A 24,421-nucleotide genomic window follows, 5' to 3' on the forward strand; every position below is an offset into this window, starting at 1 on the left:
GCGGCCTCTACGCGAACCGGCCCGGCTGGTTCACGGTGGGTTCGACGTCGAGCCCGACCACCACCATCGTGCACGGCACGTCGCCCACCGTACCGGACAGATGGCCCTTGCGGCCGTCCCGCTCCTTCGTGTTCTGGTCCTCGCCGAACATCAGCTCGCCCGGCCCCATCTCGACCCGGTGCCCATCCATGGTTTCGACGAACCAGCGGCCGGTTAGCACGGTGATCCATTGCGGCTTCGGGTTCTCGTGCCACTCACCGACCCAGCCGACCGGCAGGACGGTGAAGGTGACGCCGGCTTTCGTGGGATCCTGCTTGTCGTTCCATTGCGGTGCCGTCTGCGGATCGACGCCTTCGAACGTGAAGTTCGACAAGGTAAAGGCGTCCTGGCGGCTTACGCCATCCGGGTCGGTGTAGACGTGCCAGTATGGGATGCTCGGCTTGGGTTCGGTCATCTGTTTCGTGTCCTCAACGCTGGATGTCGGCGGATTGCGGGCCGCTCGACAGCGGGTGCCGCACGATCTCGGAGGCCGGCGCGTAGGAACCGCCGATCACAACCAGCAGCAAACCGCCGACGAGACCGAAATTTTTGAAAAAATCCCAGAAATGGCCGCGGCCTTCGCCGTTCTTCGACCAGAAATCGGCGAATGCCCAGAACCGGTGGAACAACAGGGCCGTGACGGCGCAGAAGCCGGCGAGCAGGAACGCCCCGAGGCGATCGCAGTACCCGGTGATAATCATTATCGGCGTCACCGCCTCGATCCCGATCCCGAGCACCACCAGCAGCGCCGGGAAGGGCAGGGGCCCGGAGGCGGCCTGCTCCATCGCCTCGTCCCAGTGAGCGACCTTATCGTAGGCGCTCAGGGGAAACATGCCGACGAGGGCGATCTTGGCGAGCAGAGGCAGAGCGACGAGATCGAGCCAGTTCATATGCGGTGATCCGTCTAACGCGATGCCGTGCTGGCCAACGCCTCGCCATCGCACGGGTTGCCGCCCCTCGCGAGTCCGTGTGCACTGCAACGCGGAACGGCGCCGGACGGGTTACGTTGGCCGAGCGATCACGCGCACCATTCCATCGCAGGCAACACCATGTCTCAGGATCATTACGACGTCATCGTAATCGGGAGCGGACCGGGCGGGGGCTCCTTGACGGCGCGTCTCGCCAAGACCGGCAAGCGCATCCTCCTGCTCGAGCGTGGAGACTATCTGCCCCGCAGCCAGGCCAATTGGAGCGCCAAGACGGTGTTCGTCGATGGAGCGTATCAGGCCAAGGAGACCTGGTACGGCGGCGACGGGCGGGCCTTCAGCCCGGCGCTGCATTACTATGTCGGCGGGAATTCCAAGGTCTACGGTGCGGCCCTGTTTCGCCTGCGCGAGCGCGATTTCGGCGAGGTCCGCCATATCGACGGCGTCTCGCCCGCCTGGCCGGTGGGATACGACGTGTTCGAGCCGTATTACGCAGAGGCCGAAGCCCTGTTCGCGGTCCACGGCAACCGCGGTGAAGATCCGACGGAGCCGTGGTCGAGCAGCGGATACACCCATCCGGCGGTGAGCCACGAGCCCCGCATCCAGAAGCTGTCCGACGCCTGGGCCGGCGAGGGCCTGCGCCCCTTCCACCTGCCGCTCGGCATCAAGCTCACCGAGAAGAACGGCAAGCCGACGCCCACCAGCACCTGCATCCGCTGCGACGCCTTCGACGGGTTTCCCTGTCTCCTCAACGGCAAGGCCGACGCGCAGGTGATGACCGTGGACCCGACTCTGGAGGCGCATGACAACGTCACCCTGCTGGTGAACGCCTATGTCTCGAAGCTCGAGACCGATGCGGCGGGAACGACCGTCACCAGCGTGCATGTGACCCGCGAGGGCCGGGAGGAGCGCTACAGCGCCGATATCGTCGTCGTCGCCTGCGGTGCGCTCTCGTCGGCGCTGCTGCTGCTGCGCTCGGCCAACGCGGCCCATCCCACCGGTCTCGCCAACGGCTCGGATCAGGTCGGCCGCAATTACATGCGCCACAACATGTCGGTGCTGATGGCCCTGTCGAAGGAGGTCAACGACACGGTGTTCCAGAAGACGCTCGCGGTCTCGGATTTCTACTTCGAATCCAAGGATTGGGAGTACCCGATGGGACTAATCCAGATGTGCGCGAAAACGCTCCCGGACCAGATCCGCGGCGAGGAATTTCCGAAATGGACCTCCATCCTGCCCGACGCACCGTTCGACATGGTGGCGCGTCATTCGATGGATTTCTGGCTGCAGAGCGAGGACCTGCCCCATCCCGACAACCGCGTCAGTCTCGGGCAGGACGGGCGCGTCATCCTCGATATCAAGGAGAACAACCGCGAGGCGCATGACCGCCTGCGCGACAAGCTCGAAGCGTTGCTGCGTCCCGGCGGGGCCTATACCTACCTGTTCGAGCGTTCACTTTATCTCGGTAAGAACATTCCCCTGAGCGGAACCGCGCATCAGGCCGGAACCCTACGCTTCGGCACCGACCCGAAATCCTCGGTGCTCGACCTGAACTGCAAGGCCCACCAGATCGACAATCTTTATGTGACCGATGCGAGCTTCTTCCCGTCGATCGGCGCGGTGAATCCGACCCTGACCATCATCGCCAATGCCCTGCGGGTCGCCGCGCATCTCGAGGACCGCCTTCGCTGAACCGCCGCCGCCGCCCGCGCGCGCTCTGATCGGCGCGTCGGTTTCCAATTTTTCGTCGTGACCCGAGCGGCTGCGGCACAGGCGTCCACTTGCGAATCGGTGATATTCCCACCTGCGAAACCCCGCCGCGCCGCAATGTATTTTTTGCCAAGACTTTTATTATGCTGCGATGCACAAATATTCGCTGACGAAAAAGCTAAGCAGTGTTTGCCACGGCAGCGGAAGTTTGGCACTCAGAGCAGGCGTTCCTGGGAGGAATTGCGAAAATAATCCGAGCGACCCGTCCCATGGCCACGCCAGGCCAAGCTCGCCGATCACGAAGAACGCTAAGGACGTCAGCATGAGCGCCTTGTTCCTGATCATCTTGGGCGGGCTTTGCGCCGTCGCCTACGGGATCTTCACCATCAACGACGTGATGAAGCGCGATGCCGGCTCTCAGCGGATGCAGGAGATCGCCGGCGCCATCGCGGAGGGCGCGCAGGCGTATCTGCGGCGCCAATACGCCACCATCGCCGTCGTCGGCGCGGTGCTGTTCGTGGCGCTCGCTTGGTTCCTGGGGATCAAGGTCGCTGTCGGCTTCCTGATCGGCGCCGTTCTGTCGGGAGGAGCCGGGTTCATCGGCATGAACGTGTCGGTGCGGGCCAACGTCCGCACCGCGCAGGCGGCCTCGACATCCCTCGGCGCCGGGCTCGACGTGGCCTTCAAGTCGGGGGCCGTCACCGGCATGTTCGTGGCCGGCCTCGCGCTCCTCGGGGTGGCGCTTTATTACGGCTATCTCACCCGCATTGCCGGGTTGCCGCCGGCCAGCCGCGAGGTCATCGACGCGCTGGTGGCGCTCGGCTTCGGCGCTTCGCTGATCTCGATCTTCGCGCGCCTCGGCGGCGGCATCTTCACCAAGGGTGCGGATGTCGGCGGCGATCTCGTCGGCAAGGTCGAGGCCGGGATTCCCGAAGACGACCCGCGTAACCCGGCAACCATCGCCGACAATGTCGGCGACAATGTCGGTGATTGCGCCGGCATGGCCGCCGACCTGTTCGAGACCTACGCGGTGACGGTGGTCGCCACCATGGTGCTGGCCGCGATCTTCTTCGCCGGCCAGATCGATGTCGGCGGCCTCAACGTGCTGGAGGCGATGCTGCTCTATCCGCTGGCCATCGGCTCGTCCTGCATCCTCACCTCCATCGCCGGCACCTACGCGGTGCGGCTCGGTGCCAATCAGTCGATCATGGGCGCCCTCTACAAGGGGCTGATCACCGCCGGCGCCCTGTCCATCGTGGCGATCGGGCTCGTCAACCTGGCGCTGTTCGGTGGGTTCGGGACGCGGTTCACCACCAGCGCCGGCGTGAGCTTCACCTCGGGTGCGTTGTTCGGCTGCGCCGTGATCGGCCTGGTCATCACCGCGCTCATCGTCGTCATCACCGAATACTACACCGGCACGCATTTCCGCCCGGTGAAGTCCATCGCCGACGCCTCAGTCACCGGCCACGGCACCAATGTCATCCAGGGACTGGCGATCTCGCTCGAATCGACGGCTTTACCCGCCCTCGTCATCGTCGCGGGCATCATCTCGACCTACTCGCTTGCGGGCCTGTTCGGGATCGCCATCGCGGTCACCGCCATGCTGGCGCTCGCCGGGTTCATCGTGGCGCTCGACGCGTTCGGGCCGGTCACCGACAATGCGGGCGGCATCGCCGAGATGGCGGGCCTTCCGCCGGAAGTCCGCAAATCCACCGATGCGCTCGATGCGGTGGGCAACACCACGAAGGCGGTCACCAAGGGCTACGCCATCGGCTCGGCCGGCCTTGGGGCGCTGGTGCTGTTTGCCGCCTACACCTCAGACCTGAACTACTTCATCACCAATGCGAGCCCGACCCAGTATCGCTTCTTCCAGGGTGTCAGCGTCGATTTCTCGTTGATGAATCCGTTCATCGTCGTCGGCTTGCTGCTCGGCGGCCTGATCCCATTCCTCTTTAGCGGAATGGCGATGACGGCGGTCGGCCGGGCGGCCGGCGCGGTGGTGGAAGAGGTCCGGCGCCAGTTCCGAGAGAAGCCGGGCATCATGGCGGGGACCGACCGGCCGGATTACGGCCGCGCCGTCGACATGCTGACGCGCGCGGCGATCAAGGAGATGATCCTGCCGTCGCTCCTACCGGTTCTGTCGCCGATCGTGCTGTTCTTCGTGATCCAGCTCATCGCCGGCAAGTCGCAGGCCTTCGCGACCGTGGGGGCGATGCTCCTCGGCGTGATCATCACCGGCCTCTACGTCGCCATCTCGATGACCTCCGGTGGCGGCGCCTGGGACAATGCCAAGAAGTACATCGAGGACGGACACCACGGCGGCAAAGGCTCGGAGGCCCACAAGGCCGCCATCACCGGCGATACCGTCGGCGACCCCTACAAGGATACGGCGGGCCCTGCGGTCAATCCAGCGATCAAGATCACCAACATCATCGCGCTGCTCCTGCTCGCGGTGCTGGCGCATAGCTGAATCGGCGACATACGTTCGGATAGCGAACCGAGCCTTGTCATCCAACGTAATCAGCCAGAGATCGCCTGAAATGGACGATCCCTGGCGGTGGGGCGGACAATCTTCCCTAGGGGAGGCCGCGACGGCGCAATAGGCCGTTCGATGTCGTGCCTCTTTCCTTCGCGAAGGCTACGGGCCGGACATCCGTCTCGAACGAGACGGTGCCCGGCCCTGCGCCGTGCCAGACCTGATGGGGCAAAAAAGGTCCGGCACAACCTGGGAAACGGAATTCGGACGGTGGCGGTCAGAACCGCGACCGCGCAGTCTCGGCCGCATCCTTCGTCTCGCCGATGCCCTGCTGAACCCGGCCTTTCAGTTCCTGGACCTTGCCCTCGGCCTGCAGGCCGCGGTCGTCGGTGAGATCGCCGAGACCCTGCTTGACGCTCCCGGTCGCCTCGTTGGCCAAGCCGGTGATCCGATCCATCGCGCCGGCTGGCGTCGGCATCGGATCGGCGGCGGCCGATTCCACGACACCGATGCCGAGCAACGCGGCTGTCGCGAGCGAGCGGACCAGACGCGGATTGTTGGGCATGCCGGGTACTTTCTGCATCGTCGATCGGGGCGGAGCGCCTGTGGTCAGGTCGAGATAACCCTCCCTCCCGCGCTCACAATGATGCAGCTGAACCAAATCGACAGTTCGGTGACTGGTACGCCTGGGGTCGCCATCCGCGCTTTCCGGCCTTCGCAAAACGGTTCGCGCGCCTATGTTTCGGCGGCTCGAGATCACGTGGGTAATACGTAGGCACCGGTTTTTGGCAGCGCATGCGGAACCCGATTGCGCGCAATCCGTTTGCGCCCCGTTGCCTGTCGGGCGGCGGGGAGCGAGCCGAGTGATGACGTCCGATGTCGACAACAGCGAAGTGAGGCCGGTGCCAGCCCAATTGAGCGAGGGCGTCATTCTGGTCGAACTCGATCAGGCCATCGACGCGCAGCGCCACTGCAGCCGCCTCGCGTCCGATCATCACCAAGTCGAGCACATCGTCCGTGGTGTGCGCTTTCACGATGCCGTCGTCGCTACGGCGCGAACCGACGAACCGGCAAGCGACGAGATGACTTCGCTGCGCAGCCTCATCGTCAACGACCTTCAGCGCCGACCGTATCGTGTGGCACCGAGACTATCGGACGTCACCGTACAGCTCTGGGACGTCGTCGCGTAGAACTAGGACAACTGCCTCGCATCTCTCAGACTAGCGCAATTTTACTAGATAACTGGTAAATTTGTATCATTGCAGTGCATGTCTCAGACACCAAGTCAGGGGCGACGAAGGAAGCCATTGGTTTCTCGACCGGCCGAAGTCGGAGTCGTCGCCGAGGGTAGGCCGCAAAGCAATCGCCGAAGTCGGACACGAAATCCGGGGACACGACATCGGAGCCCGGATCGATTGGCGCACGAACAACCAACCAGACCTCAACGAACAGAATCGGAGACGAAAATGGTGGATACGGATCGGGTTACGGGCGCCGCCAAGGAGCTCGCGGGCAAGGTACAGGGTGCCGTTGGTGACCTCGTGGGATCGAACAAGGATTCTGTCGAAGGGCGTGCCCGACAGGCGCAGGGAACGGCAGAGAACACATACGGTCAGGCCAAGGATGCCGTTCGCGACGTGTCCGACCGGGTCTCGGATACTGCCAAGGACATCGGCGACACGGTACGGGGCGCCGTCGACGACCTGGCCGGCCCGGACAAGGACGCCGTCGCACGACGGGCCGGTCAGGTCCGGGAGGATGCCGAGAGCTACCATGCGCGGGCCGAGGAATCCGTCCGCAGCGCCGGAGACGAGGCCTATCACTACGCCGAGGACGCCTACGAAAATTCCGGCCGCTACCTCAGCCAGGGACGTCGTGCCGTCGCGCATCAGGTCGAGGAGAGCCCGATCGCTGCGCTCCTCATCGCCGGTGCCATCGGCTTCGGCCTCGCCTTCCTCATCCAATCCCGTCGCTGATTTTTCTCAGCACCGCGCACAGATTAACCGGAGTACAGACGTGGCATCCTTGTCCAGCATCCCCGCCGCGCCGCTCGCGCCTGCGACCGACGTCCGCACCGTTCTTCAGCACCAAGTATCCTGGGGCGCCATCTTCGCCGGCGCAGTGACCGCACTGGTGACCCAGGTCGTCCTCAACATGGTCGGCGTCGGTATCGGCCTCTCCAGCGTCGGCGGCCCGGCGGCGGACAATCCGACCGCCGCGACCCTCTCGATGGGCGCCGGCCTGTGGTTCGTGATGTCCGGTATCGTCGCGGCGCTCGCCGGCGGTTTCCTCGCCGGTCGCCTGTCCGGCAAGTCCATCGGCAACACCGCGGGTTTTCACGGCCTCGTCTCGTGGGCGGTCACCACCCTCGTGGTGCTCTACCTCCTGACCTCGGCGGTGGGTAGTATCATCGGTGGCGCGTTCAGCGGCGTGACCAGCACGCTCGGCGGTGCAGGTTCGCTCGTCGGCGGTACGGTGAAGACTGCTGCCCAGGCAGCCGCTCCGTCGCTCGCGCAGATCTCGAACCCGCTCGACGGCATCGAAAAGTCGGTCCGCCAGCAGGCTGCCGGCCAGGACCCCCAGGCCATGCGTGACGCTGCCGCCGCCGCGGTCCGTGCGCTCCTTTCGGGTGATCCTGCCAAGAAGCAGGAAGCCGAGAGCCGCGCCGCCGATGCGCTCGCCAAGGCTCAGGGCATCCCGGTGGATCAAGCCAAGGCTCAGATCCAGGATTACGAGAAGCAGTACGATGCGGCGGTCGCCGACGCCAAGAAGAAGGCCATCGCAGCCGCCGAAGCCGCCCGCAGCGCCGCGACCCAGGGAGCACTCTACGGAGCGCTTGCCCTGATCCTCGGCGCGCTCGCCGGCTTCTTTGGCGGTCGCCTCGGCGCCCCGAAGCCCGCCACCCTGATCGCCGGCTACGACGCCCGTCGGGTCTGATCCCATCGCCCCCGGTTCGCCGGGGACGATCTTTCCGCCGGCTCGAAAAAGCCGGCTCCCTTCCCCCTCAAAGACAGGAGCAGTCCGATGAGCAGCACCACCGACAAGATCAAGGGTCTCGCCAACGAAGCCGTCGGCAACGTCAAGCAGAGCGTGGGCAACGTCACCGGCAACGACAAGCTCGTCGCCGAGGGCAAGGCCCAGGAACTGAAGGGTGAAGCCCAGAAGACCGTCGGCGACGTGAAGGACGGCGCCCAAACCCTCGCCGACAAGGTCAAGAGCAAGCTCTGATGGGCCGAGACCGGGGTGGCCATACGGCCGCCCCGCGCGTTCCCTCCCTTTTAATCGACAGGAGCAGCTATGAATCGGGACGAGTTCCGCGGCGCCAAGCGCCACCTGAAGGGCCGGGCCCAGTCCACGATCGGTGGCATGACCGGCGACCCTGGCCGCCAAGTGCGCGGTGCGGTCGACCAAGTCGCCGGCGGCGCGCAGTATGCGTACGGACGTGCACGCGACCGCGCCGAGCGGTTCGCGGATGAGGGTCGTGATCTCGCGCATGACGTGCGTGACCGAGCCGGCAACCTCGTCGAGGACGGCCGCCATTTTGCGGACGATGTCCGTGACCGCGCCGAGGATCTGCTCGAGGACGGGCGCGATTTCGCCAAGGATGCCCGTAAGCGTGGCGAAGCCTACGGACGTCGAGCCATCGGCTATGCCGACGACAATCGTGCGACCACGCTGGTTGCCATCGCGGCGGTCGCGTTCGGGCTCGGCTGGCTACTACGCCCGTCGCGCTGATCCCTCGCAACGGCTGGAGAGCCATGCTCCGCAAGCGCTGATGGTTACAGGGGCTTGCGGAGTGCAATCCGCGAGGGTGCCCTGGGTGTTCAATCTCTGCCCCCCTTGCGTAGCGCTCGTCACGGAGTTGGTAGGAACGAGGGTCCGGAGCCTCAAGGTTCCGGGCCTTTCAGCATGAAGCAACCGATGGCGTGCGTCTCCGCACCGAGGGGAGGGCGCCTGCGGCAAAGCCCGCTGGCATTGGCTCGGGTGCAATCCAATTACGGAGCTTGAAGCGGAGGCGTACCCGCGCGCGCCGCTTCCGTTCGTCCTTGAAACAAACGCGAGTTTTTCGATGCCATCCTTGTCCGACCCGATTCGCATCGGCGCGATCGAAGCCAAGAACCGTATCTTCATGGCGCCGCTCACCCGCGGCCGCGCGACCCGCGCGCATGTCCCGACGCCGATCATGGTTGAATACTACACCCAGCGGGCGAGCGCCGGCCTCATCCTCACGGAGGCCACCGGCGTCAGCCAGGAAGGCCTCGGCTGGCCCTACGCGCCGGGCATCTGGTCGGACGAGCAGGTCGAAGCCTGGAAGCCGATCGTGAAGGCCGTCCACGATGCCGGCGGCGTCATCTTCTGCCAGCTCTGGCATATGGGCCGGATCGTCCACCCCGACTTCCTCGATGGCGCAAAGCCCATCTCGGCCTCGGCGACGACTGCGCCGGATGCCGCCCATACCTACGACGGCAAGAAGCCCTACGTGGAGGCGCGTCCGCTGCCGATCGCCGAGATTCCGCGCCTTCTGGCCGACTACGACCGGGCCGCGCGCAACGCCATCGCCGCGGGCTTTGACGGCGTCCAGATCCACGCGGCGAACGGATACCTCATCGACCAGTTCCTGCGCGACGGCTCGAATTTCCGCGATGATCGCTACGGCGGGTCCGTCGAGAACCGCATCCGGCTGCTCACCGAGGTGACCCAGACCGTGGCCGACGCCATCGGCAAGGAGCGCACCGGCGTGCGCCTGTCGCCCAACGGCGCGATCCAGGGCGTCGACGATTCGAACCCCGACGCGCTGTTCAGCGCTGCGGCGGCAGCCCTGTCCAAGATCGGCATCGCCTTCGTCGAGATGCGCGAGCCCGGCCCCGAAGGCACGTTCGGCACGGCGAACCACCCCCCGGTGGCGCCGAAGGTCAAGCAGGCTTTCGACGGTCCCCTGATCCTGAACTCGGATTACGACGGCAGCAGCGGACAATCCGCCCTCGATGCGGGCCACGCCGACGCCATCGCGTTCGGACGTACCTTCATCGCCAACCCGGACCTCCCGGCCCGCATTGCGGGAGGCGCCGAGCTCGCCAAGGACGAGCCGAAGACCTGGTACAGCCAGGGACCCGAGGGCTATGTCGACTATCCGGCCCTGGCCTCGGCCGCAGCAGCCTAAGGGCGTCAGCGTAAACGACACGCGAAGCAGTGCAGGATCGAGCCTTTCTATTGTGTATTTTCATACACTAGCAGGGCTCGATCCTCAGTCCGGCGAAGGGGTTGGTCTGGAGTTCTTTACGATCCAGCCACAATGAAGCGCGGCAATGCTATCGCCGAGCCAGGTTCGGTCCTATGTATGGACCGCGACGAGGGCGACGGCTTTTGAGTTTCACCGATTCCTGCGCCTCCACGAGTTCATCGTGGACAGAAGCCGAACGGCTTGCGCAGCTCCATGACCTCGGCATCCTCGATAGTGCTCGCGATCCGGCCTATGACGACCTGATTCAGATCGCATCGCTCGTTTGTGCGGCGCCGATTGCCCTTGTCAGCCTCGTCGATGCGACCCGCCAATGGTTCATGGCAGAGCTGGGCTTTGGAAAGGACGAGACACCGCGCGATCTGGCGATTTGCGAACACGCCATCGTCAGCGACGGGCTTCTGGTCATTCACGACCTCGCTGCAGATCCCCGTACCGCGGACAATCCGATCGTTACCGGCCAACCACACGCGCGTTTCTATGCCGGTGCGGTCATCCGGGCGAAGTCCGGCGTGCCGCTCGGCAGCCTGTGCGTGCTCGATGATCGGGCGAGGCCCGATGGCCTGACTCCCGCGCAATCGCAGACGCTCCTCGCATTGGTACGCCAGGCCTCGACCCTCATCGAGTCGACACGCATGCGTGCGATCTTGACCGAGCGCGAGGCCGACATCGCCGCGAGCGAGCGCCGCTTCCGCGTGATGACCGGCGCCATGCCGCAGATGGTCTGGACCACGCTGCCGGACGGCTTCCACGATTTCTACAACGACCGCTGGTATGAGTTCACCGGTGTTCCCCCTGGCTCGACCGACGGGGAGGAGTGGAATGGAATGTTCCACCCCGACGATCAGGAACGCGCCTGGACGCGATGGCGGCACAGCCTCGCTACCGGCGACCCCTACGAGATCGAGTATCGCCTGCGCCACCATACCGGTGCGTATCGCTGGGCGCTGGGACGCGCGATGCCCCTGCGCGATGCCGAGGGGCGGATCGAGCGCTGGTTCGGGACCTGCACCGATATCGAGGACTTCAAGCGTGCCGAGGCCGAGGCGCGCAAGCTCGCCGCCGTCGTCGCGGAATCGAAGGACTTCATCGGTATCGCCGACGAGGCGGGCATGGTCCTCCACGTCAACGCGGCCGGCCGCCGCCTGGTCGGGTTGTCCGAAGCCACCGTAGCGGGAACGGGGATCGCCGATTATTTCACGCCTGAGAGCCAGGCTACCGTCATCGCAACCGTGCTGCCGACCGTGCGCCGCGACGGCTGGTGGGAGGGCGAGCTGACGTTTCGCCATTTCGTCACCGGAGAGGGCATCGCGGTTCTCTACAACGTCTTTCCGGTTCGCGATGAGCATGGGTCCATGATCGGCTACGCGACGGTGACGCGTGATCTGCGCGAGCGCAAACGCGCCGAGGAAGCCCGCGATCTGCTGATCAAGGAGCTGTCCCATCGCATCAAGAACATCTTCGCGGTGGTGGGCGGGATCGCCGGCCTGTCGGCCCGCACCGATCCGGCGGCCAAGCCCTTCGTCGACGCCTTTCGCGAGCGCCTCGGCGCGTTGGCGCAGGCGCATGAATACGTCCGGCCGCACTCTCCGGCGAGCACGCCTGCGGTACAGGGACAGACCCTGCTCGGCCTGATGCGGCTCATCATGGCGGCCTATACGCAGGACGGCCGCGAACGGTTCGTGATCCGGGGTGACGATGTCGCCGTCGGCGACCGCTCGGCGACCGCACTCGCGCTGATCATGCATGAGCAGGCGACGAATGCGGTGAAGTATGGCGGATTGTCCACCGAGGACGGAACCGTGACCCTGACGGGACGCCTCGACGGCGAGAGTTACGCGCTCACCTGGGCTGAGTCGGGCGGACCGCCGGTATCGGCGCCGCCGACCCGGCGCGGTTTCGGCACGGTGCTGGCGGACCGCACGGTCTCGGGCCAGCTCGATGGAACGCTCAAGCACGACTGGGCGCCGGGCGGATTGGTCATGCGGGTCACCGTGCCCGTCGCCAATCTCCGCCATTGAGCCCGCTTCCGTTCCGGCTCGTCGTCTTCGACTTCGACGGGACCCTGGCCGACAGCTTTCCCTGGTTCGCCAGCATCCTGAACGAGGTCGCGACGCGCTATCGTTTCCAACGGATCGCTGAAGACGACACCGAGATGCTGCGCGGCCTCGACGCACGCGCCATCATCCGTCATCTCGGAATCCCGGCCTGGAAACTGCCGTTCATCACACGGAACATGCACGCGCTCGCAACCCGCGACATCGCCGCAATTCACCTGTTTCCCGGCATCACGGCGATGCTGGACGCGTTGACACACAGCGGCATCCGGCTCGCGATCGTCAGTTCGAATGTCGAGCCCAATATCCGCACGGTGCTGGGCCCTCGTGAAGCGGGCCTTATCGGACATTACGCCTGCGGCGCATCGCTCTTCGGCAAAGCCCGGCGGCTGCGGAGCCTCATCCGAACAACCGGGGAGCGGCCGGCCGACATTCTCTACATCGGCGACGAGATCCGCGATGCCGTGGCGGCGCGGGATGCGGGATGCGCCTTCGGGGCCGTCGCCTGGGGCTATACCCGCCTCGACGCCCTGGCGAAATGCGATCCTGCGCTGATCTTCCAGACGCCGCGAGACATCTCCGCGAGCCTCGCCAAAATCCCGGTGGCCTCGCCAAGCGTTACCAACCCGCAACACCCCGGTTGAAACGCCTGTGCATAAGGGTGCGATGGATTGCCTGGACCGTATGCACTGCGCAAGTGTCCAGCCTCGCAAAACACGGTTGCGAGCGGAGGCGGTGGCCCATGCAGGACATGTTCGGTGAATACCAGCCGGCAGCGCCCTCGCATCTCGAGCTGGATGCCGCCCGCCGCTGCCACGCCAAAGGCGGCTCTGCGGTCCACCACCTCGTCGCACATCTCTCCGGAGGGTTACGCGCGACCTATGCGGCCGAGCCGGAGACTGAAGGGCTCGACGCCTTTGAGGCGATCATCGCCCGCCTGGCCGCTTCCGAGGCCGCCACACCTTGATTCGGCTTAAATCCCACGCTGGACGTCACTGACCACGTCGCCACCGGCAAAAGACATCCGTGGCGAGCGAACCTGTTCATTCGAACAGAGATCCGTGTGTTTTCGCCCGCGTTTGTCGGGGAAAGCCGATGCCGGAGCATGTCCTACCCGCTTGGACGTACGACGGGCTCTGAGAATTCTATCGCATGACATGCCGATCGGAACATGCCGATCGGGCCCGGACATTCCTGTCCCGACCCGATCGACACAGCCTCACTGACCGCGGGTCGCGCCGGGGACCGGGCTCGCGGCATTGCCGCTGCCGAACGGCTCGTAGCGGGTCAGACCGCGGAAGAGCTGGCTGATGAAGGCACGATCGGCACCGCTGGTCGGTGTGGTGCGCTCGATGAAATCGAACACCTTGCCGTCCTGGAGGCCGTAGAGCGACACGCGCTCGACCTTGAAGCCCTGGTTGAAATAGACGGCCGTGACCTTCTGGTCTTCGACCCGCTCGCCGAGGAACAGCACCGTGCGGCGCGTATTCTGGCTGATGTAGTACCAGGACTTGTTACCGACCGTGGACACCGTGGACGGGGTGCCGAGAATCTGCAGGACCTGCTCGGCGCTCATGCCGGGCTTCACAGTCGCCAGCGCGGCCTGATCGATCTGATACCCGTGGCGAAGGTCCTCGCCGATACAGCCGGAAACACCGACTCCGATCAGACCGAGGAGTGCGAGGCGAGCGAGCGACAGAACGAAACGGCGCGACATCGACCACCCTTGAACCATATTGAGAAACTGAACACGTCTGCGGCCAGAACGAACCCTCCGTCGCCGAGCATCCGGAAAGCTCGTGATTGAGGTTGCACCTTGGCCGTTGGTTGCCGTACCGCGGGGTTATGGTTTTGACAAGGCAAGCCCTGGTTCCGCACCACCTGCCCCGGTGGAGCGCATGATCCGCCGTCTCTTCGAACGCTTGACCTTCGGGCGTACCTCGCCGCGCGAGCGTCTGATCGAGGCGTTGCATCTGCGCATCAATGCGGCGGCGCGGATGCCCGGCTTTTACACCGTCCTCAGCGTCCCCGACACGGTGGAGGGGCGCTTCGAGTGCTTGAGCCTGCACGTCATCCTGGTGTTGCGCCAACTCGACCGGCTCCCGCCACCGGCCGACGACGTGGCCCAGGACCTGGTGAACGCGGTCTTCCTCCAGCTCGATTCGTCCCTGCGCGAACTCGGCGTCGGCGATTTCGGCGTACCCAAGCGCATGAAGAAGCTCGGTGCCGCCTTCTATGCGCGCGCCGAGGGCTACGATTCCGCCCTCGCTTCCGGCGACGCGGAAGCCCTCGCCCGAGCCCTCGCCCGCAACGTCCTCGGTAGCGATGACGTTGACGCGGCCGGCGCTCTCGCGCGCTACGTCGCTGCCAGCGCCGCAGCGCTGTCGGATGCGGATCTCGATACGCTGGTCACCACAGGACCGCGTTTCCCGCAACCCGAGAGCTTTCCCCAACTCAAGACCTCGGCCCAACCCGAGACCGCGACCCAAAACGTGACCGTCACCGGTCCGGGAGCCACCAAATGACTCAGGATGTGACCGTCGGCCCGCTCTCTCAGATCGTGCGCGTGGACAGGGCGCCGCGTGGTGACGGCATCATCACCGTCACGGCCACGCCCGAGCAATGCGCCGCTCTCGCCGCCGACTTCAAGATTCCCGCCATTCGCGACCTCGTCGGTCGGTTCAGCTTCACCGGCAGCCTGTCGGACCTAAAGGTCACCGGTACCGTCGAGGCTTGGGCGACGCAGATCTGTACGGTGAGCCTGGATCCGTTCGAGAGCAAACTGTCCGAGCCCGTCGAGGTCACCTTCACCGATACCGACGTCCTCGTCGGCACGGACGCGGAGGATGCAGACGTGCCGGACCCGATCGTCAACGGACGGATCGACTTCGGCAAGCTCACCGCCGAATTCCTGGCGCTCGGCCTCGATCCGTATCCGCGCAAGCCCGGCATCGCATTCGAACCGCCGGCGGATGCGGGCGACGATCTGCCGTTCGCCGCCTTGAAGCGCCTCCGGTCCGAAGAAAGTCAGGGCTAGACCTGAGGCGTTCGACGCCACTGACGGATCGACGGACGCAGATTTCGTTTGCCCGGCGGGCGCGAGTCGCTATTTTCCGGCGCGCCGGGCACAAGGCCCGCCTCGACACGCGCCTTGTCGATCCTCAGCCCTTCGCGACCGCGGGGCATCACCTCGCAACGAGGCCATCGGCCGAGCCATCATGTCCAAGAGAGTGTGCATTTCCCTCGACGCCATGGGCGGCGATCACGGTCCCACGACCGTCGTGCCCGGTGCGGGGCTTGCCCGCGAGCGCCATCCCGAGATGACGTTCTTGATGTTCGGCGACGAGGCGATCCTCGCGCCGCTGGTTGCCGCGGAGCCGCGCCTGAAGGGTGCGGTGGAAATTCGCCACACCACCATCGCTATCGCCATGGACGAGAAGCCGAGCCAGGCCGTCCGAACCGGGCGCGGAAAGTCCTCCATGTGGCGGGCGATCCAGGCGGTGAAGGACGGTGAGGCGGATGCCGCCGTCTCCGCCGGCAACACCGGCGCCCTCATGGCGATGTCGAAGATCTGCCTGAAGACGCTGGCCGGAATCGAGCGCCCGGCCATCGCCTGCCTGTGGCCCACCGTGCGCGGCGAGAGCGTGGTGCTCGATGTCGGCGCCACTATCGGCACCGATGCCGAGCACCTCGTGGAGATGGCGCTGATGGGCGCCGCCATGGCCCGGATCGTGTTCGACCTCGACAAGCCCACCGTTGGTCTCCTCAACGTCGGCACCGAGGAGATGAAGGGCAACGAGGCGGTGAAGGAAGCCGCGCGCCGCCTGCGCGAATCCGATTTGCCGAACATGATCTATCATGGCTTCGTCGAGGGCAACGATCTCGGCAAGGGCACCGTGGACGTGGTGGTCACCGAGGGCTTCACCGGCAACATCGCCTTGAAGACCGCCGAAGGCACCGCCAAGCAGATTGGCAGCTACCTGCGCAGCGCCATGAGCCGGACCCTCTCGGCCAAGATCGGCTACCTTTTCGCCCGTCAGGCCTTCAAGGCGTTGCGCGACAAGATGAACCCGAGCCGGGCCAATGGCGGTGTATTCCTCGGCTTGGAGGGCATCGTCATCAAGAGCCATGGCTCGGAAGACGCGCATGGATTCGCGGCCGCCGTGGATCTCGCCCACGACATGGCCCGGCACGACCTGATGCGGACGATCCGCGATATGCTCGAACTGACGCCCACAGCGGCGTCGTCATGAATGCATTCGCGCTTGGGAGGACAGTGAGATGACGGTCCTGCGCTCCGTCGTGGTCGGCTGCGGCTCCGCCCTGCCAGCTCGATGCGTCACCAACGATGAACTCAGCCAGACCGTCGATACCTCGGACGACTGGATCGTCCAGCGTACCGGCATCCGCCAGCGCTACTTGGCGGACGCGTCCGAGACGACGTCGGTGCTCGGCACTCGCGCGGCACAGGCCGCCTTGGACGATGCCGGGCTCAGCGCCGCCGACATCGATCTGGTGATCTGCGCGACCTCGACGCCGGACCATACCTTCCCGTCGACGGCGACTCAGATCCAGGCCGGGCTCGGGATGAAGGGCGGCGCGGCCTTCGATCTCCAGGCGGTCTGCGCCGGCTTCGTCTACGCCGTGACCACCGCCGACAAGTTCCTGGCCACGGGCTCGGCCCGCCGCGCCCTCGTCATCGGCGCCGAGACGTTTTCGCGCCTGCTCGACTGGGACGATCGCACCACCTGCGTGCTGTTCGGCGACGGCGCCGGCGCCATCGTCCTCGAAGCACAGGAGGGGGTCGGCACCAGTGCAGACCGCGGCGTGCTTACCGCAAGCCTGCGCTCGGACGGACGCCACCGCGAAAAGCTTTACGTGGATGGCGGCCCCGGCTCCACCGGCACCACCGGCCATCTGCGCATGACCGGCAAGGACGTGTTCCGGTTTGCCGTTGGGTCGGTGACGGATGTCATCGACGATGCGTTCCGGGCGTCGGGCATCACGGCGGACGATCTGACCTGGTTCGTGCCGCACCAGGCCAATCGTCGGATCATCGAGGCCTCGGCCGACAAACTCGGCATCGCCCGCGACAAGGTCGTGCTCACGGTCGACCGCCACGGCAACACCTCGGCGGCCTCGATTCCCCTCGCCCTCGACGTGGCGCGCAAGGACGGACGCATCCGGACCGGCGATCTCGTGATGATCGAGGCGATCGGTGGCGGATTCACCTGGGGCGCCGCGCTGATCCGCTGGTGAGCGCTCGCCGGTGTTGACCCTGGGGTGAACGCCGATTAGCGTGCGCGATCATAGAGATAAACAAGAAACATCGAATCGCCTTGGGGGCAGACGCATGAGTGGGAAGACGGTCACACGCGCCGATTTGAGCGAGGCCGTCTACCAGCAGGTCGGCCTGTCGCGCACGGAATCCTCCGCATTGGTGGAAACGGTGCTGGCGGAAATCTGCGGCTGTCTCGCGAGCGGTGAAACGGTGAAGCTGTCCTCGTTCGGCTCCTTCGTGGTGCGCAGCAAGGGCCGCCGGGTCGGGCGCAACCCGAAGACCGGTGTCGAAGTCGCCATCGAGCCGCGCCAGGTCATGGTGTTCAAGCCTTCCAACGTGCTCAAGGCCCGGATCAATGGCATGAACGGAGCCGGTGACCACGACGACGACGAATGAGGGCTACGATGTCGCTCGCCGCTTCCGCAGATTCGCGCGACATGATCGAAAAGAGCGCGACCGCGTTTCGAACCATCAAGGAAGTCGCTGACGATCTCGACGTGCCGCAGCACGTCCTGCGTTTCTGGGAAACGCGATTTACGCAGATTCGCCCGGTGAAGCGGGCCGGTGGCCGGCGCTATTATCGGCCCGACGACGTCGACCTGATCAAGGGCATCCAGCGCCTTCTCCACGGGCAGGGCTACACCATCAAGGGCGCGCAGCGCGTCCTGAGGGAAAAGGGCCTGCGTTTCGTCCAGAGGATCGGCCGCGGCGAGGCCGAGATTCCGGCGCCGTCGATCCAGGAGGTCGAGGGACCGGACGATGTGACCAGTGACGTGATGGACGAAGCCGCTGGCCTGCCGGCATCGGCCCTCGATGCGCTGGAGGCTGCGTTGATCGACCTCTACGCCTGCCGATCGGTGCTCGAAGGCTTGCGGGCTCCTCCGGAGACCGGCGACGAGTTCTGACGCGCACGCGGGAATCTCGCGCGTCGCAGGATTGGTCCGTCCCCACTCGACGCCCGGCAGCCGCATCCCCACATCCGCCGGACGCGAGACCCGCCCGGTGCCATCGCTCGGGGTGACGGGCCGTGCCGGAGAGTCTTCGATGTCGCCCGTCCGTTCGATCGCCGCCCTCGCCGCCGGCCTTCTGCTCACCGCTCCCGCCCTGGCCCAGACGACCGTGACACGCAGCGAGACCGTGGCCACGGGCAAGACCGTGCGGCTGGCCATCGTGCCCAACCTCAAGAAGGATTGCTCGGCGGGCCCGATGCCCGAAATCCGCGTCAGCGGCGCGCCCAAGAACGGCTCGCTGATCACCAAGGTCGGCAAGATCAAGACGCCGGCGAGCTATCGCTGCCCCGGCAAGGATGCGGCGGTGCAGGCGGTGTTCTACCAGAGCAAGGCCGGCTTCACCGGCTCCGACGAAGTCACGGTGGACGTCAAGGATTCGGACGGCACCATCCAGACCCAGAACATCAAGATCACGGTCGATGCGGCCAAGAAGGACGCTCCGGCCAAGAGCGCGACCGAGCTGTAACCGGCCAGGATGGGCCGAGCCGGCGACCGCGCAACGGGGGGCAGCGCCGCATCCCCGTTGCACTGTGGCACGCATCACACGCCCAATCGATGCGTCGATCGCACTGCGACAAAACTGGGCCTGTCAGTTGCATCCCAGCCGAGACAGGATGAAGCTGTCGCTGTCGTGAGGGGATCGGAAAGCCTATGCCGTCGACGAACGACCTGTTCCAGAGCTTCGCCCGTGGTTACGAGGCACGCCGAGATACGGAGATGAGCCTCTCCGAATTTCTCGAAGCGTGCCGCGACGAACCACTGATGTACGCAACAGCCGCCGAGCGCATCCTCGATGCGATCGGCAAGCCGGAATTCGTGGACACCGCCCGGGACGCGCGCCTCGGCCGGGTGTTCATGAACCGCACGATCCGGGTCTATCCCGCCTTCGCCGAATTCTACGGGATGGAAGAGACGATCGAGCGGATCGTTTCGTTCTTCCGGCATGCCGCCCAAGGCCTGGAAGAGCGCAAGCAGATCCTCTACCTGCTCGGCCCGGTCGGCGGGGGCAAGTCGTCCCTCGCCGAGCGCCTGAAGGCCCTGATGGAGGTCCATCCCATCTACGTGCTGAAGGCCGGCAACGAGGTTTCGCCGGTTTTCGAGAGCCCGCTCGGATTGTTCGACCCCGAGGCGATGGGCCAGCAGATCCAGGAACGCTATGGCATCCCGCGCCGTCGCCTCACCGGCTTGATGAGTCCGTGGGCCCTGAAGCGCCTCGACGAGTTCGACGGCGACATCTCGCGGTTCACGGTGATCAAGGTCCGGCCGTCGCGCCTGCGCCAGATCGGCATCGCCAAGACCGAGCCCGGCGACGAGAACAACCAGGACATCTCCAGCCTCGTCGGCAAGGTCGACATCCGCCGGTTGGAGACATTGAGTCAGGCCGACCCCGACGCCTATTCCTATTCGGGTGGTCTCAACCGCGCGAACCAGGGCATCCTCGAATTCGTCGAGATGTTCAAGGCGCCGATCAAGATGCTGCATCCCCTGCTCACCGCGACGCAGGAAGGCAACTATGTCGGCACCGAGAATATCGGCGCGATCCCATTCACCGGCGTGATCCTCGCCCACTCCAACGAATCCGAGTGGCAGACCTTCAAGACCAACAAGAACAACGAAGCCTTCATCGACCGTATCTACGTGATCAAGGTGCCGTACTGCCTTCGGGTGACGGAAGAGCAGCACATCTACGAGAAGCTGGTCTCCGGCTCCGAACTTTCCGCAGCGTCCTGCGCGCCGGGCACCCTGGAGATGCTGGCCCGGTTCTCGGTGCTCTCGCGCCTGCGCGAGCATCCGAATTCCAACGCCTTCTCGAAGATGCGCGTCTATGACGGAGAATCCCTGCGCGAGGTCGACCCTCGTGCCCGCTCGATGCAGGAATACAAGGATTCCGCAGGCGTCGACGAAGGCATGGACGGGATTTCCACCCGCTTCGCCTTCAAGGTGATGGCGGCGACCTTCAACCACGACACGACGGAAGTCTCGGCCGACCCCGTCCACCTGATGTACGTGCTGGAGCAGGCGTTGCGCCGCGAGCAGCTGCCGCCCGAGACCGAGAAGCGCTACCTCGAATTCATCAAGACCGAGCTGGCGCCGCGCTATGCCGAATTCATCGGCCACGAGATCCAGAAGGCCTATCTCGAATCGTATCACGATTACGGACAGAACCTGTTCGACCGGTACATCGACTACGCCGATGCCTGGATCGAAGATCAGGACTTCAAGGATTCCGAGACCGGCCAGCTACTGAACCGTGAGCTTCTCAACCAAGAGCTGACCAAGATCGAAAAGCCGGCCGGCATCGCCAATCCGAAGGATTTTCGCAACGAGGTGGTGAAGTTCGCCCTGCGCTCGCGCGCCCAGCACGGCGGTCGCAACCCGTCCTGGACGTCCTACGAAAAGCTGCGTGAGGTGATCGAACGGCGGATGTTCTCCCAGGTGGAGGAGCTGCTGCCAGTCATCTCCTTTGGCTCGAAGAAGGATGGCGAAACCGAAAAGAAGCACGGCGAGTTCGTCGATCGGATGGTGACGCGCGGCTACACCGAGCGTCAGGTCCGCCGTCTCGTGGAATGGTACATGCGGGTGAAACAGGCGGGGTAAGCATGCGGCTCGGGTGGTGTGGGCACCCGAATCCGCACCGTACAGGCGACCGCTGCCTCAAAGCGGCGGTCGCTCCGGCCGGTCGAACCCACATTGGTCTTGAGGGCGAAGGCAAACACACCGGATGCACATCGTCGACCGTCGTTTGAATCCCGGAGGCAAGAGCCTCGCCAATCGACAGCGCTTCCTGCGCCGCGTGAAGGACATGGCCCAACGCGCCGTGCGGGAATCGGCCCGCGAAAAGGACATCAAGGATCTCGGCAAGGATGGCCGCGTCGCCGTTCCCCTCGACGGCGTGCGCGAGCCGCGTTTTTCCCGCCAGCCCGGCACCGGGCTTCACGACCACATCCTGCCGGGCAATAAGACCTATGTCGAAGGCGACCGGATCGAGCGCCCCCCCTCGGGTGGCGGCGGCAAGGGTTCGGGGGAGGGGGGCGAAGGCTCCGAGAACAGCGAGGACGCGTTCCGCTTCGTCCTGACCCGCGAGGAATTTCTCGAGCTCTTCCTCGAAGACCTCGAATTGCCCGATCTCGCCAAGCGGCGCCTTTCGGTGGTGGAGACGGAAGGCCTGCGCCGGGCCGGCTACACGGTTTCGGGTTCTCCGGCCAACCTCGCCCTGACCCGCACCCTGCGCAACTCGATGTCGCGGCGTATCGCCCTGAAGCGGCCGAAGCCCGACGAAGTCGCCGCCCTCGAAGCGCAGATCGCCGCGACGCCGTCCTCCGATCCCGGCCTGCCGGACCTGCTCCTGGCTCTCGCCGCCTTGCGTGAGCGCACCAAGCGCATCCCCTATGTCGATCCCATCGACCTGCGCTACCGCCGCTTCGAGGCCTATCCGCGCCCCGTAGCGCAGGCGGTGATGTTCTGCCTGATGGACGTCTCGGGCTCGATGACCGAGCACATGAAGGATTTGGCCAAGCGCTTCTACATCCTGCTGCACATCTTCCTGACGCGGCGCTACCGGCACGTGGAGATCGTCTTCATCCGTCACACCGACAAGGCGACGGAGGTGGACGAGGAGACGTTCTTCGGTTCGCGCGAGACCGGCGGTACACTGGTCTCCTCGGCACTGGTCGAGATGAAGCGCGTCATTTCCGAGCGCTACGACCCCAACGACTGGAACATCTACGCGGCGCAGGCCTCTGACGGTGACAACGTGTCGAGCGACGGCCCGACCTCTACCGAATTGCTGCGCGCCCACATCCTGCCGGCCTGCCAGCACTTCGCCTATCTGGAAGTCGGCGACGAGAACGGCCCGCGCGCCGGCTTCGTCGAGCACCGCACCACCCTGTGGCGTACCTATGAGGGGCTGGCGAAGTCCGGCGGCGCCATCGCCATGCGCAAGGTCAACCACCGCCGCGACATCTACCCGGTGTTCCGCGAGCTCTTCGGCCGCAAGGACGCGCGGGCGGAAGCGGAGGCTTGAGAGCGAACGCGCATCGTCTCTCCTCAGCAGAGGGGAAAGGGAAACGCGCGCCGCGGACGGCCCAAACCGAACAATCGATCGGGACGCAGCATGACAGGACTCAAGCTCAACCCCATCTCCGGCAACCAGAAACCCCTGTTCACCGGTAACGACTGGGATTTCGACACGATCCGGCGCATCCATGATGCCTGCGAGGCCATCGCCGGGCCGGAACTCGGCCTGTCGTGGTACCCGAACCAGATCGAGATCATCACCGCCGAGCAGATGCTCGACGCCTATGCGTCGATCGGCATGCCGCTGTTCTACAAGCACTGGTCGTTCGGCAAACACTTCGCCCAGCACGAAGCCGGCTACCGCCGCGGCCTGATGGGCCTCGCCTACGAAATCGTCATCAACTCAGACCCATGCATCTCCTACGTCATGGAGGAGAACACGGCGACGATGCAGACGCTGGTGATCGCCCACGCCGCGTTCGGTCACAACCACTTCTTCAAGAACAACTATCTGTTCAAGCAATGGACCGATGCCGAGGGTATCCTCGACTATCTCGATTTCGCCAAGGGCTTCATCACCCGCTGCGAGGAGCGTTACGGCCATTCTGCGGTGGAATCGGTGCTCGACGCCGCCCATGCGCTGATGAGCCAGGGGGTGCATCGCTATCCGCGCAAGAAGCGGCCGGACCTCGCCTCCGAGCAGCGCCGCGAGCGCGAGCGGGCCGAGCATGGCGAGCAGGTCTACAATGATCTCTGGCGAACCTTGCCGCAGAAGATCGCCGGCGTTCGCCCCGATCTCGCCGTCGAGCGCCGCAAGGCGCTGTTGGAACTCCCGCAAGAGAACCTGCTCTATTTCCTGGAGAAGGCTGCCCCGCGGCTGCGGCCGTGGCAGCGCGAGATCCTGCGCATCATCCGCCTCGTGGCGCAGTACTTCTATCCCCAGCGCCAGACCAAGGTGATGAACGAAGGCTGCGCCACCTATTGCCACTATCGGATCATGAACTCGCTGTCCGAGAAGGGCCTGATCAACGAGGCCGCCTATCTCGAATTCCTGCAATCGCACACCAATGTCATCCGCCAACCGAACTACAACGAGCGCGGCTATAACGGTCACAATCCATACGCCATCGGCTTTGCGATGATGCAGGACATCGCCCGCATCGTCGAGCAGCCGACGGCGGAAGACCGTCAGTGGTTCCCCGAGATTGCCGGCACCGGCGACGCCATGGCGACCCTGCGCGACATCTGGGCGAATTATCGCGACGAGAGCTTTATCTCTCAGTTCCTCTCGCCCAAGCTGATGCGCGAAATGCGCCTGTTCCATGTGGTCGACGACCCCGACGAAGCGGAACTGCGCGTCGAGGCGATCCACGACGAGCGCGGCTATCGCAAGATGCGTCGCTCCTTCGCGCGCCAGTACGATGTCGCCTGGCTCGATCCCGACATCGAAGTGGTCGATGTCGATCTCGAAGGCGACCGCCGCCTCATCGTCCACCACAAGGCACTCAATCGCATCACGCTGCAGAAGGACGACGCCCGCCGGGTCCTCCAGCACCTCGCCGATCTCTGGGGCTATGACGCGGTGCTGAAGGAGATCGATCCCGCCACCGACGACGTGCTCGCCGAGCACAGCGCCAGCGCCCGCCCGATCTTCTTCTGACGCCCG

Annotated in this window: 25 protein-coding genes; 21 read left to right on the forward strand and 4 right to left on the reverse strand. The window is 65.2% G+C overall.

Annotated features, from left to right (window positions below):
- Positions 1 to 7: 7 nt before the first annotated feature.
- Both G3T14_RS02000 and G3T14_RS02005 read right to left on the reverse strand, forming a co-directional pair.
- A complete protein-coding gene (locus G3T14_RS02000) occupies positions 8 to 454 on the reverse strand; it encodes a cupin domain-containing protein (protein ID WP_163639502.1) in 447 nt (148 codons plus the stop codon).
- 13 nt (positions 455 to 467) lie between these two features.
- Complete coding sequence (locus G3T14_RS02005; protein ID WP_163639504.1) at positions 468 to 929, reverse strand: DoxX family protein; 462 nt, start codon at positions 927 to 929, stop codon at positions 468 to 470.
- Between the two features lie 159 nt (positions 930 to 1,088).
- On the opposite strand from G3T14_RS02005, the gene G3T14_RS02010 reads away from it, so the two are divergent.
- Both G3T14_RS02010 and G3T14_RS02015 read left to right on the forward strand, forming a co-directional pair.
- A complete protein-coding gene (locus tag G3T14_RS02010) occupies positions 1,089 to 2,657 on the forward strand; it encodes a GMC family oxidoreductase (RefSeq protein WP_163639506.1) in 1,569 nt (522 codons plus the stop codon).
- A 340-nt stretch (positions 2,658 to 2,997) separates the two neighbouring features.
- Positions 2,998 to 5,145, forward strand: a complete 2,148-nt coding sequence (locus tag G3T14_RS02015; protein WP_163639508.1) for a sodium-translocating pyrophosphatase — start codon at positions 2,998 to 3,000, stop codon at positions 5,143 to 5,145.
- A 283-nt stretch (positions 5,146 to 5,428) separates the two neighbouring features.
- Here G3T14_RS02015 and G3T14_RS02020 read toward each other — a convergent pair whose 3' ends face one another.
- Complete coding sequence (locus G3T14_RS02020) at positions 5,429 to 5,629, reverse strand: CsbD family protein (RefSeq protein ID WP_348645197.1); 201 nt, start codon at positions 5,627 to 5,629, stop codon at positions 5,429 to 5,431.
- Between the two features lie 388 nt (positions 5,630 to 6,017).
- Here G3T14_RS02020 and G3T14_RS02025 point away from each other — a divergent pair, with 388 nt between their 5' ends.
- The 9 genes from G3T14_RS02025 to G3T14_RS02065 all read left to right on the forward strand — a co-directional run bounded on the left by G3T14_RS02025 (position 6,018) and on the right by G3T14_RS02065 (position 13,414).
- The gene (locus tag G3T14_RS02025; protein WP_163639510.1) at positions 6,018 to 6,341 is read left to right on the forward strand and encodes a hypothetical protein; all 324 of its coding nucleotides are present in this window, start codon (positions 6,018 to 6,020) and stop codon (positions 6,339 to 6,341) included.
- 276 nt (positions 6,342 to 6,617) lie between these two features.
- Entirely contained in the window at positions 6,618 to 7,127 is a 510-nt protein-coding gene (locus G3T14_RS02030; RefSeq protein WP_163639512.1) for a CsbD family protein, read from the forward strand.
- Positions 7,128 to 7,167: 40 nt separating this feature from the next.
- Positions 7,168 to 8,088, forward strand: a complete 921-nt coding sequence (locus G3T14_RS02035) for a PhnA-like protein (protein ID WP_163639514.1) — start codon at positions 7,168 to 7,170, stop codon at positions 8,086 to 8,088.
- 87 nt (positions 8,089 to 8,175) lie between these two features.
- Entirely contained in the window at positions 8,176 to 8,379 is a 204-nt protein-coding gene (locus G3T14_RS02040) for a CsbD family protein (protein ID WP_163639516.1), read from the forward strand.
- Between the two features lie 69 nt (positions 8,380 to 8,448).
- Positions 8,449 to 8,886 carry a CsbD family protein gene (locus tag G3T14_RS02045; RefSeq protein WP_163639518.1) on the forward strand — a complete coding sequence of 146 codons (438 nt, stop codon included), beginning with the start codon at positions 8,449 to 8,451 and terminating at the stop codon, positions 8,884 to 8,886.
- 334 nt (positions 8,887 to 9,220) lie between these two features.
- The gene (locus G3T14_RS02050; protein ID WP_163639520.1) at positions 9,221 to 10,312 is read left to right on the forward strand and encodes an alkene reductase; all 1,092 of its coding nucleotides are present in this window, start codon (positions 9,221 to 9,223) and stop codon (positions 10,310 to 10,312) included.
- A gap of 203 nt (positions 10,313 to 10,515) precedes the next feature.
- Positions 10,516 to 12,411, forward strand: coding sequence for a PAS domain S-box protein (locus G3T14_RS02055; RefSeq protein ID WP_246732858.1), 1,896 nt, complete (start codon positions 10,516 to 10,518; stop codon positions 12,409 to 12,411).
- Complete coding sequence (locus tag G3T14_RS02060) at positions 12,408 to 13,091, forward strand: HAD hydrolase-like protein (RefSeq protein WP_246732859.1); 684 nt, start codon at positions 12,408 to 12,410, stop codon at positions 13,089 to 13,091. The genes G3T14_RS02055 and G3T14_RS02060 overlap by 4 nt, the downstream gene beginning before the upstream one ends.
- A gap of 98 nt (positions 13,092 to 13,189) precedes the next feature.
- Positions 13,190 to 13,414, forward strand: coding sequence for a hypothetical protein (locus G3T14_RS02065; protein ID WP_163639524.1), 225 nt, complete (start codon positions 13,190 to 13,192; stop codon positions 13,412 to 13,414).
- A 252-nt stretch (positions 13,415 to 13,666) separates the two neighbouring features.
- Here the strand turns inward: G3T14_RS02065 and G3T14_RS02070 are convergent, their stop codons facing one another.
- Entirely contained in the window at positions 13,667 to 14,164 is a 498-nt protein-coding gene (locus G3T14_RS02070) for an outer membrane protein assembly factor BamE (RefSeq protein ID WP_163639526.1), read from the reverse strand.
- A gap of 181 nt (positions 14,165 to 14,345) precedes the next feature.
- Here G3T14_RS02070 and G3T14_RS02075 point away from each other — a divergent pair, with 181 nt between their 5' ends.
- The 10 genes from G3T14_RS02075 to G3T14_RS02120 all read left to right on the forward strand — a co-directional run bounded on the left by G3T14_RS02075 (position 14,346) and on the right by G3T14_RS02120 (position 24,415).
- A complete protein-coding gene (locus G3T14_RS02075; protein WP_163639528.1) occupies positions 14,346 to 14,972 on the forward strand; it encodes a ubiquinol-cytochrome C chaperone family protein in 627 nt (208 codons plus the stop codon).
- Positions 14,969 to 15,484 carry a DUF177 domain-containing protein gene (locus G3T14_RS02080; protein WP_163639530.1) on the forward strand — a complete coding sequence of 172 codons (516 nt, stop codon included), beginning with the start codon at positions 14,969 to 14,971 and terminating at the stop codon, positions 15,482 to 15,484. Before G3T14_RS02075 ends, G3T14_RS02080 begins: the two co-directional genes overlap by 4 nt.
- Positions 15,485 to 15,665: 181 nt before the next feature.
- Positions 15,666 to 16,700, forward strand: a complete 1,035-nt coding sequence (gene plsX / locus G3T14_RS02085; protein ID WP_163639532.1) for a phosphate acyltransferase PlsX — start codon at positions 15,666 to 15,668, stop codon at positions 16,698 to 16,700.
- Positions 16,701 to 16,728: 28 nt separating this feature from the next.
- Complete coding sequence (locus G3T14_RS02090) at positions 16,729 to 17,706, forward strand: beta-ketoacyl-ACP synthase III (RefSeq protein WP_163639533.1); 978 nt, start codon at positions 16,729 to 16,731, stop codon at positions 17,704 to 17,706.
- Between the two features lie 40 nt (positions 17,707 to 17,746).
- Positions 17,747 to 18,124 carry an integration host factor subunit alpha gene (locus G3T14_RS02095; RefSeq protein ID WP_348645194.1) on the forward strand — a complete coding sequence of 126 codons (378 nt, stop codon included), beginning with the start codon at positions 17,747 to 17,749 and terminating at the stop codon, positions 18,122 to 18,124.
- An 8-nt stretch (positions 18,125 to 18,132) separates the two neighbouring features.
- Complete coding sequence (locus G3T14_RS02100; protein ID WP_163639535.1) at positions 18,133 to 18,633, forward strand: MerR family transcriptional regulator; 501 nt, start codon at positions 18,133 to 18,135, stop codon at positions 18,631 to 18,633.
- 139 nt (positions 18,634 to 18,772) lie between these two features.
- Positions 18,773 to 19,204, forward strand: a complete 432-nt coding sequence (locus G3T14_RS02105; RefSeq protein WP_163639536.1) for a 4-aminobutyrate aminotransferase — start codon at positions 18,773 to 18,775, stop codon at positions 19,202 to 19,204.
- A gap of 185 nt (positions 19,205 to 19,389) precedes the next feature.
- Complete coding sequence (locus G3T14_RS02110; RefSeq protein WP_163639537.1) at positions 19,390 to 21,336, forward strand: PrkA family serine protein kinase; 1,947 nt, start codon at positions 19,390 to 19,392, stop codon at positions 21,334 to 21,336.
- A 124-nt stretch (positions 21,337 to 21,460) separates the two neighbouring features.
- Positions 21,461 to 22,762, forward strand: a complete 1,302-nt coding sequence (locus tag G3T14_RS02115; RefSeq protein ID WP_163639538.1) for a YeaH/YhbH family protein — start codon at positions 21,461 to 21,463, stop codon at positions 22,760 to 22,762.
- A gap of 90 nt (positions 22,763 to 22,852) precedes the next feature.
- On the forward strand, positions 22,853 to 24,415 hold the full coding sequence (locus tag G3T14_RS02120; RefSeq protein WP_163639540.1) for a SpoVR family protein: 1,563 nt from the start codon (positions 22,853 to 22,855) through the stop codon (positions 24,413 to 24,415).
- Positions 24,416 to 24,421: the final 6 nt, after the last annotated feature.

This window comes from Methylobacterium sp. BTF04 (assembly GCF_010692745.1).
Lineage (GTDB): Bacteria > Pseudomonadota > Alphaproteobacteria > Rhizobiales > Beijerinckiaceae > Methylobacterium.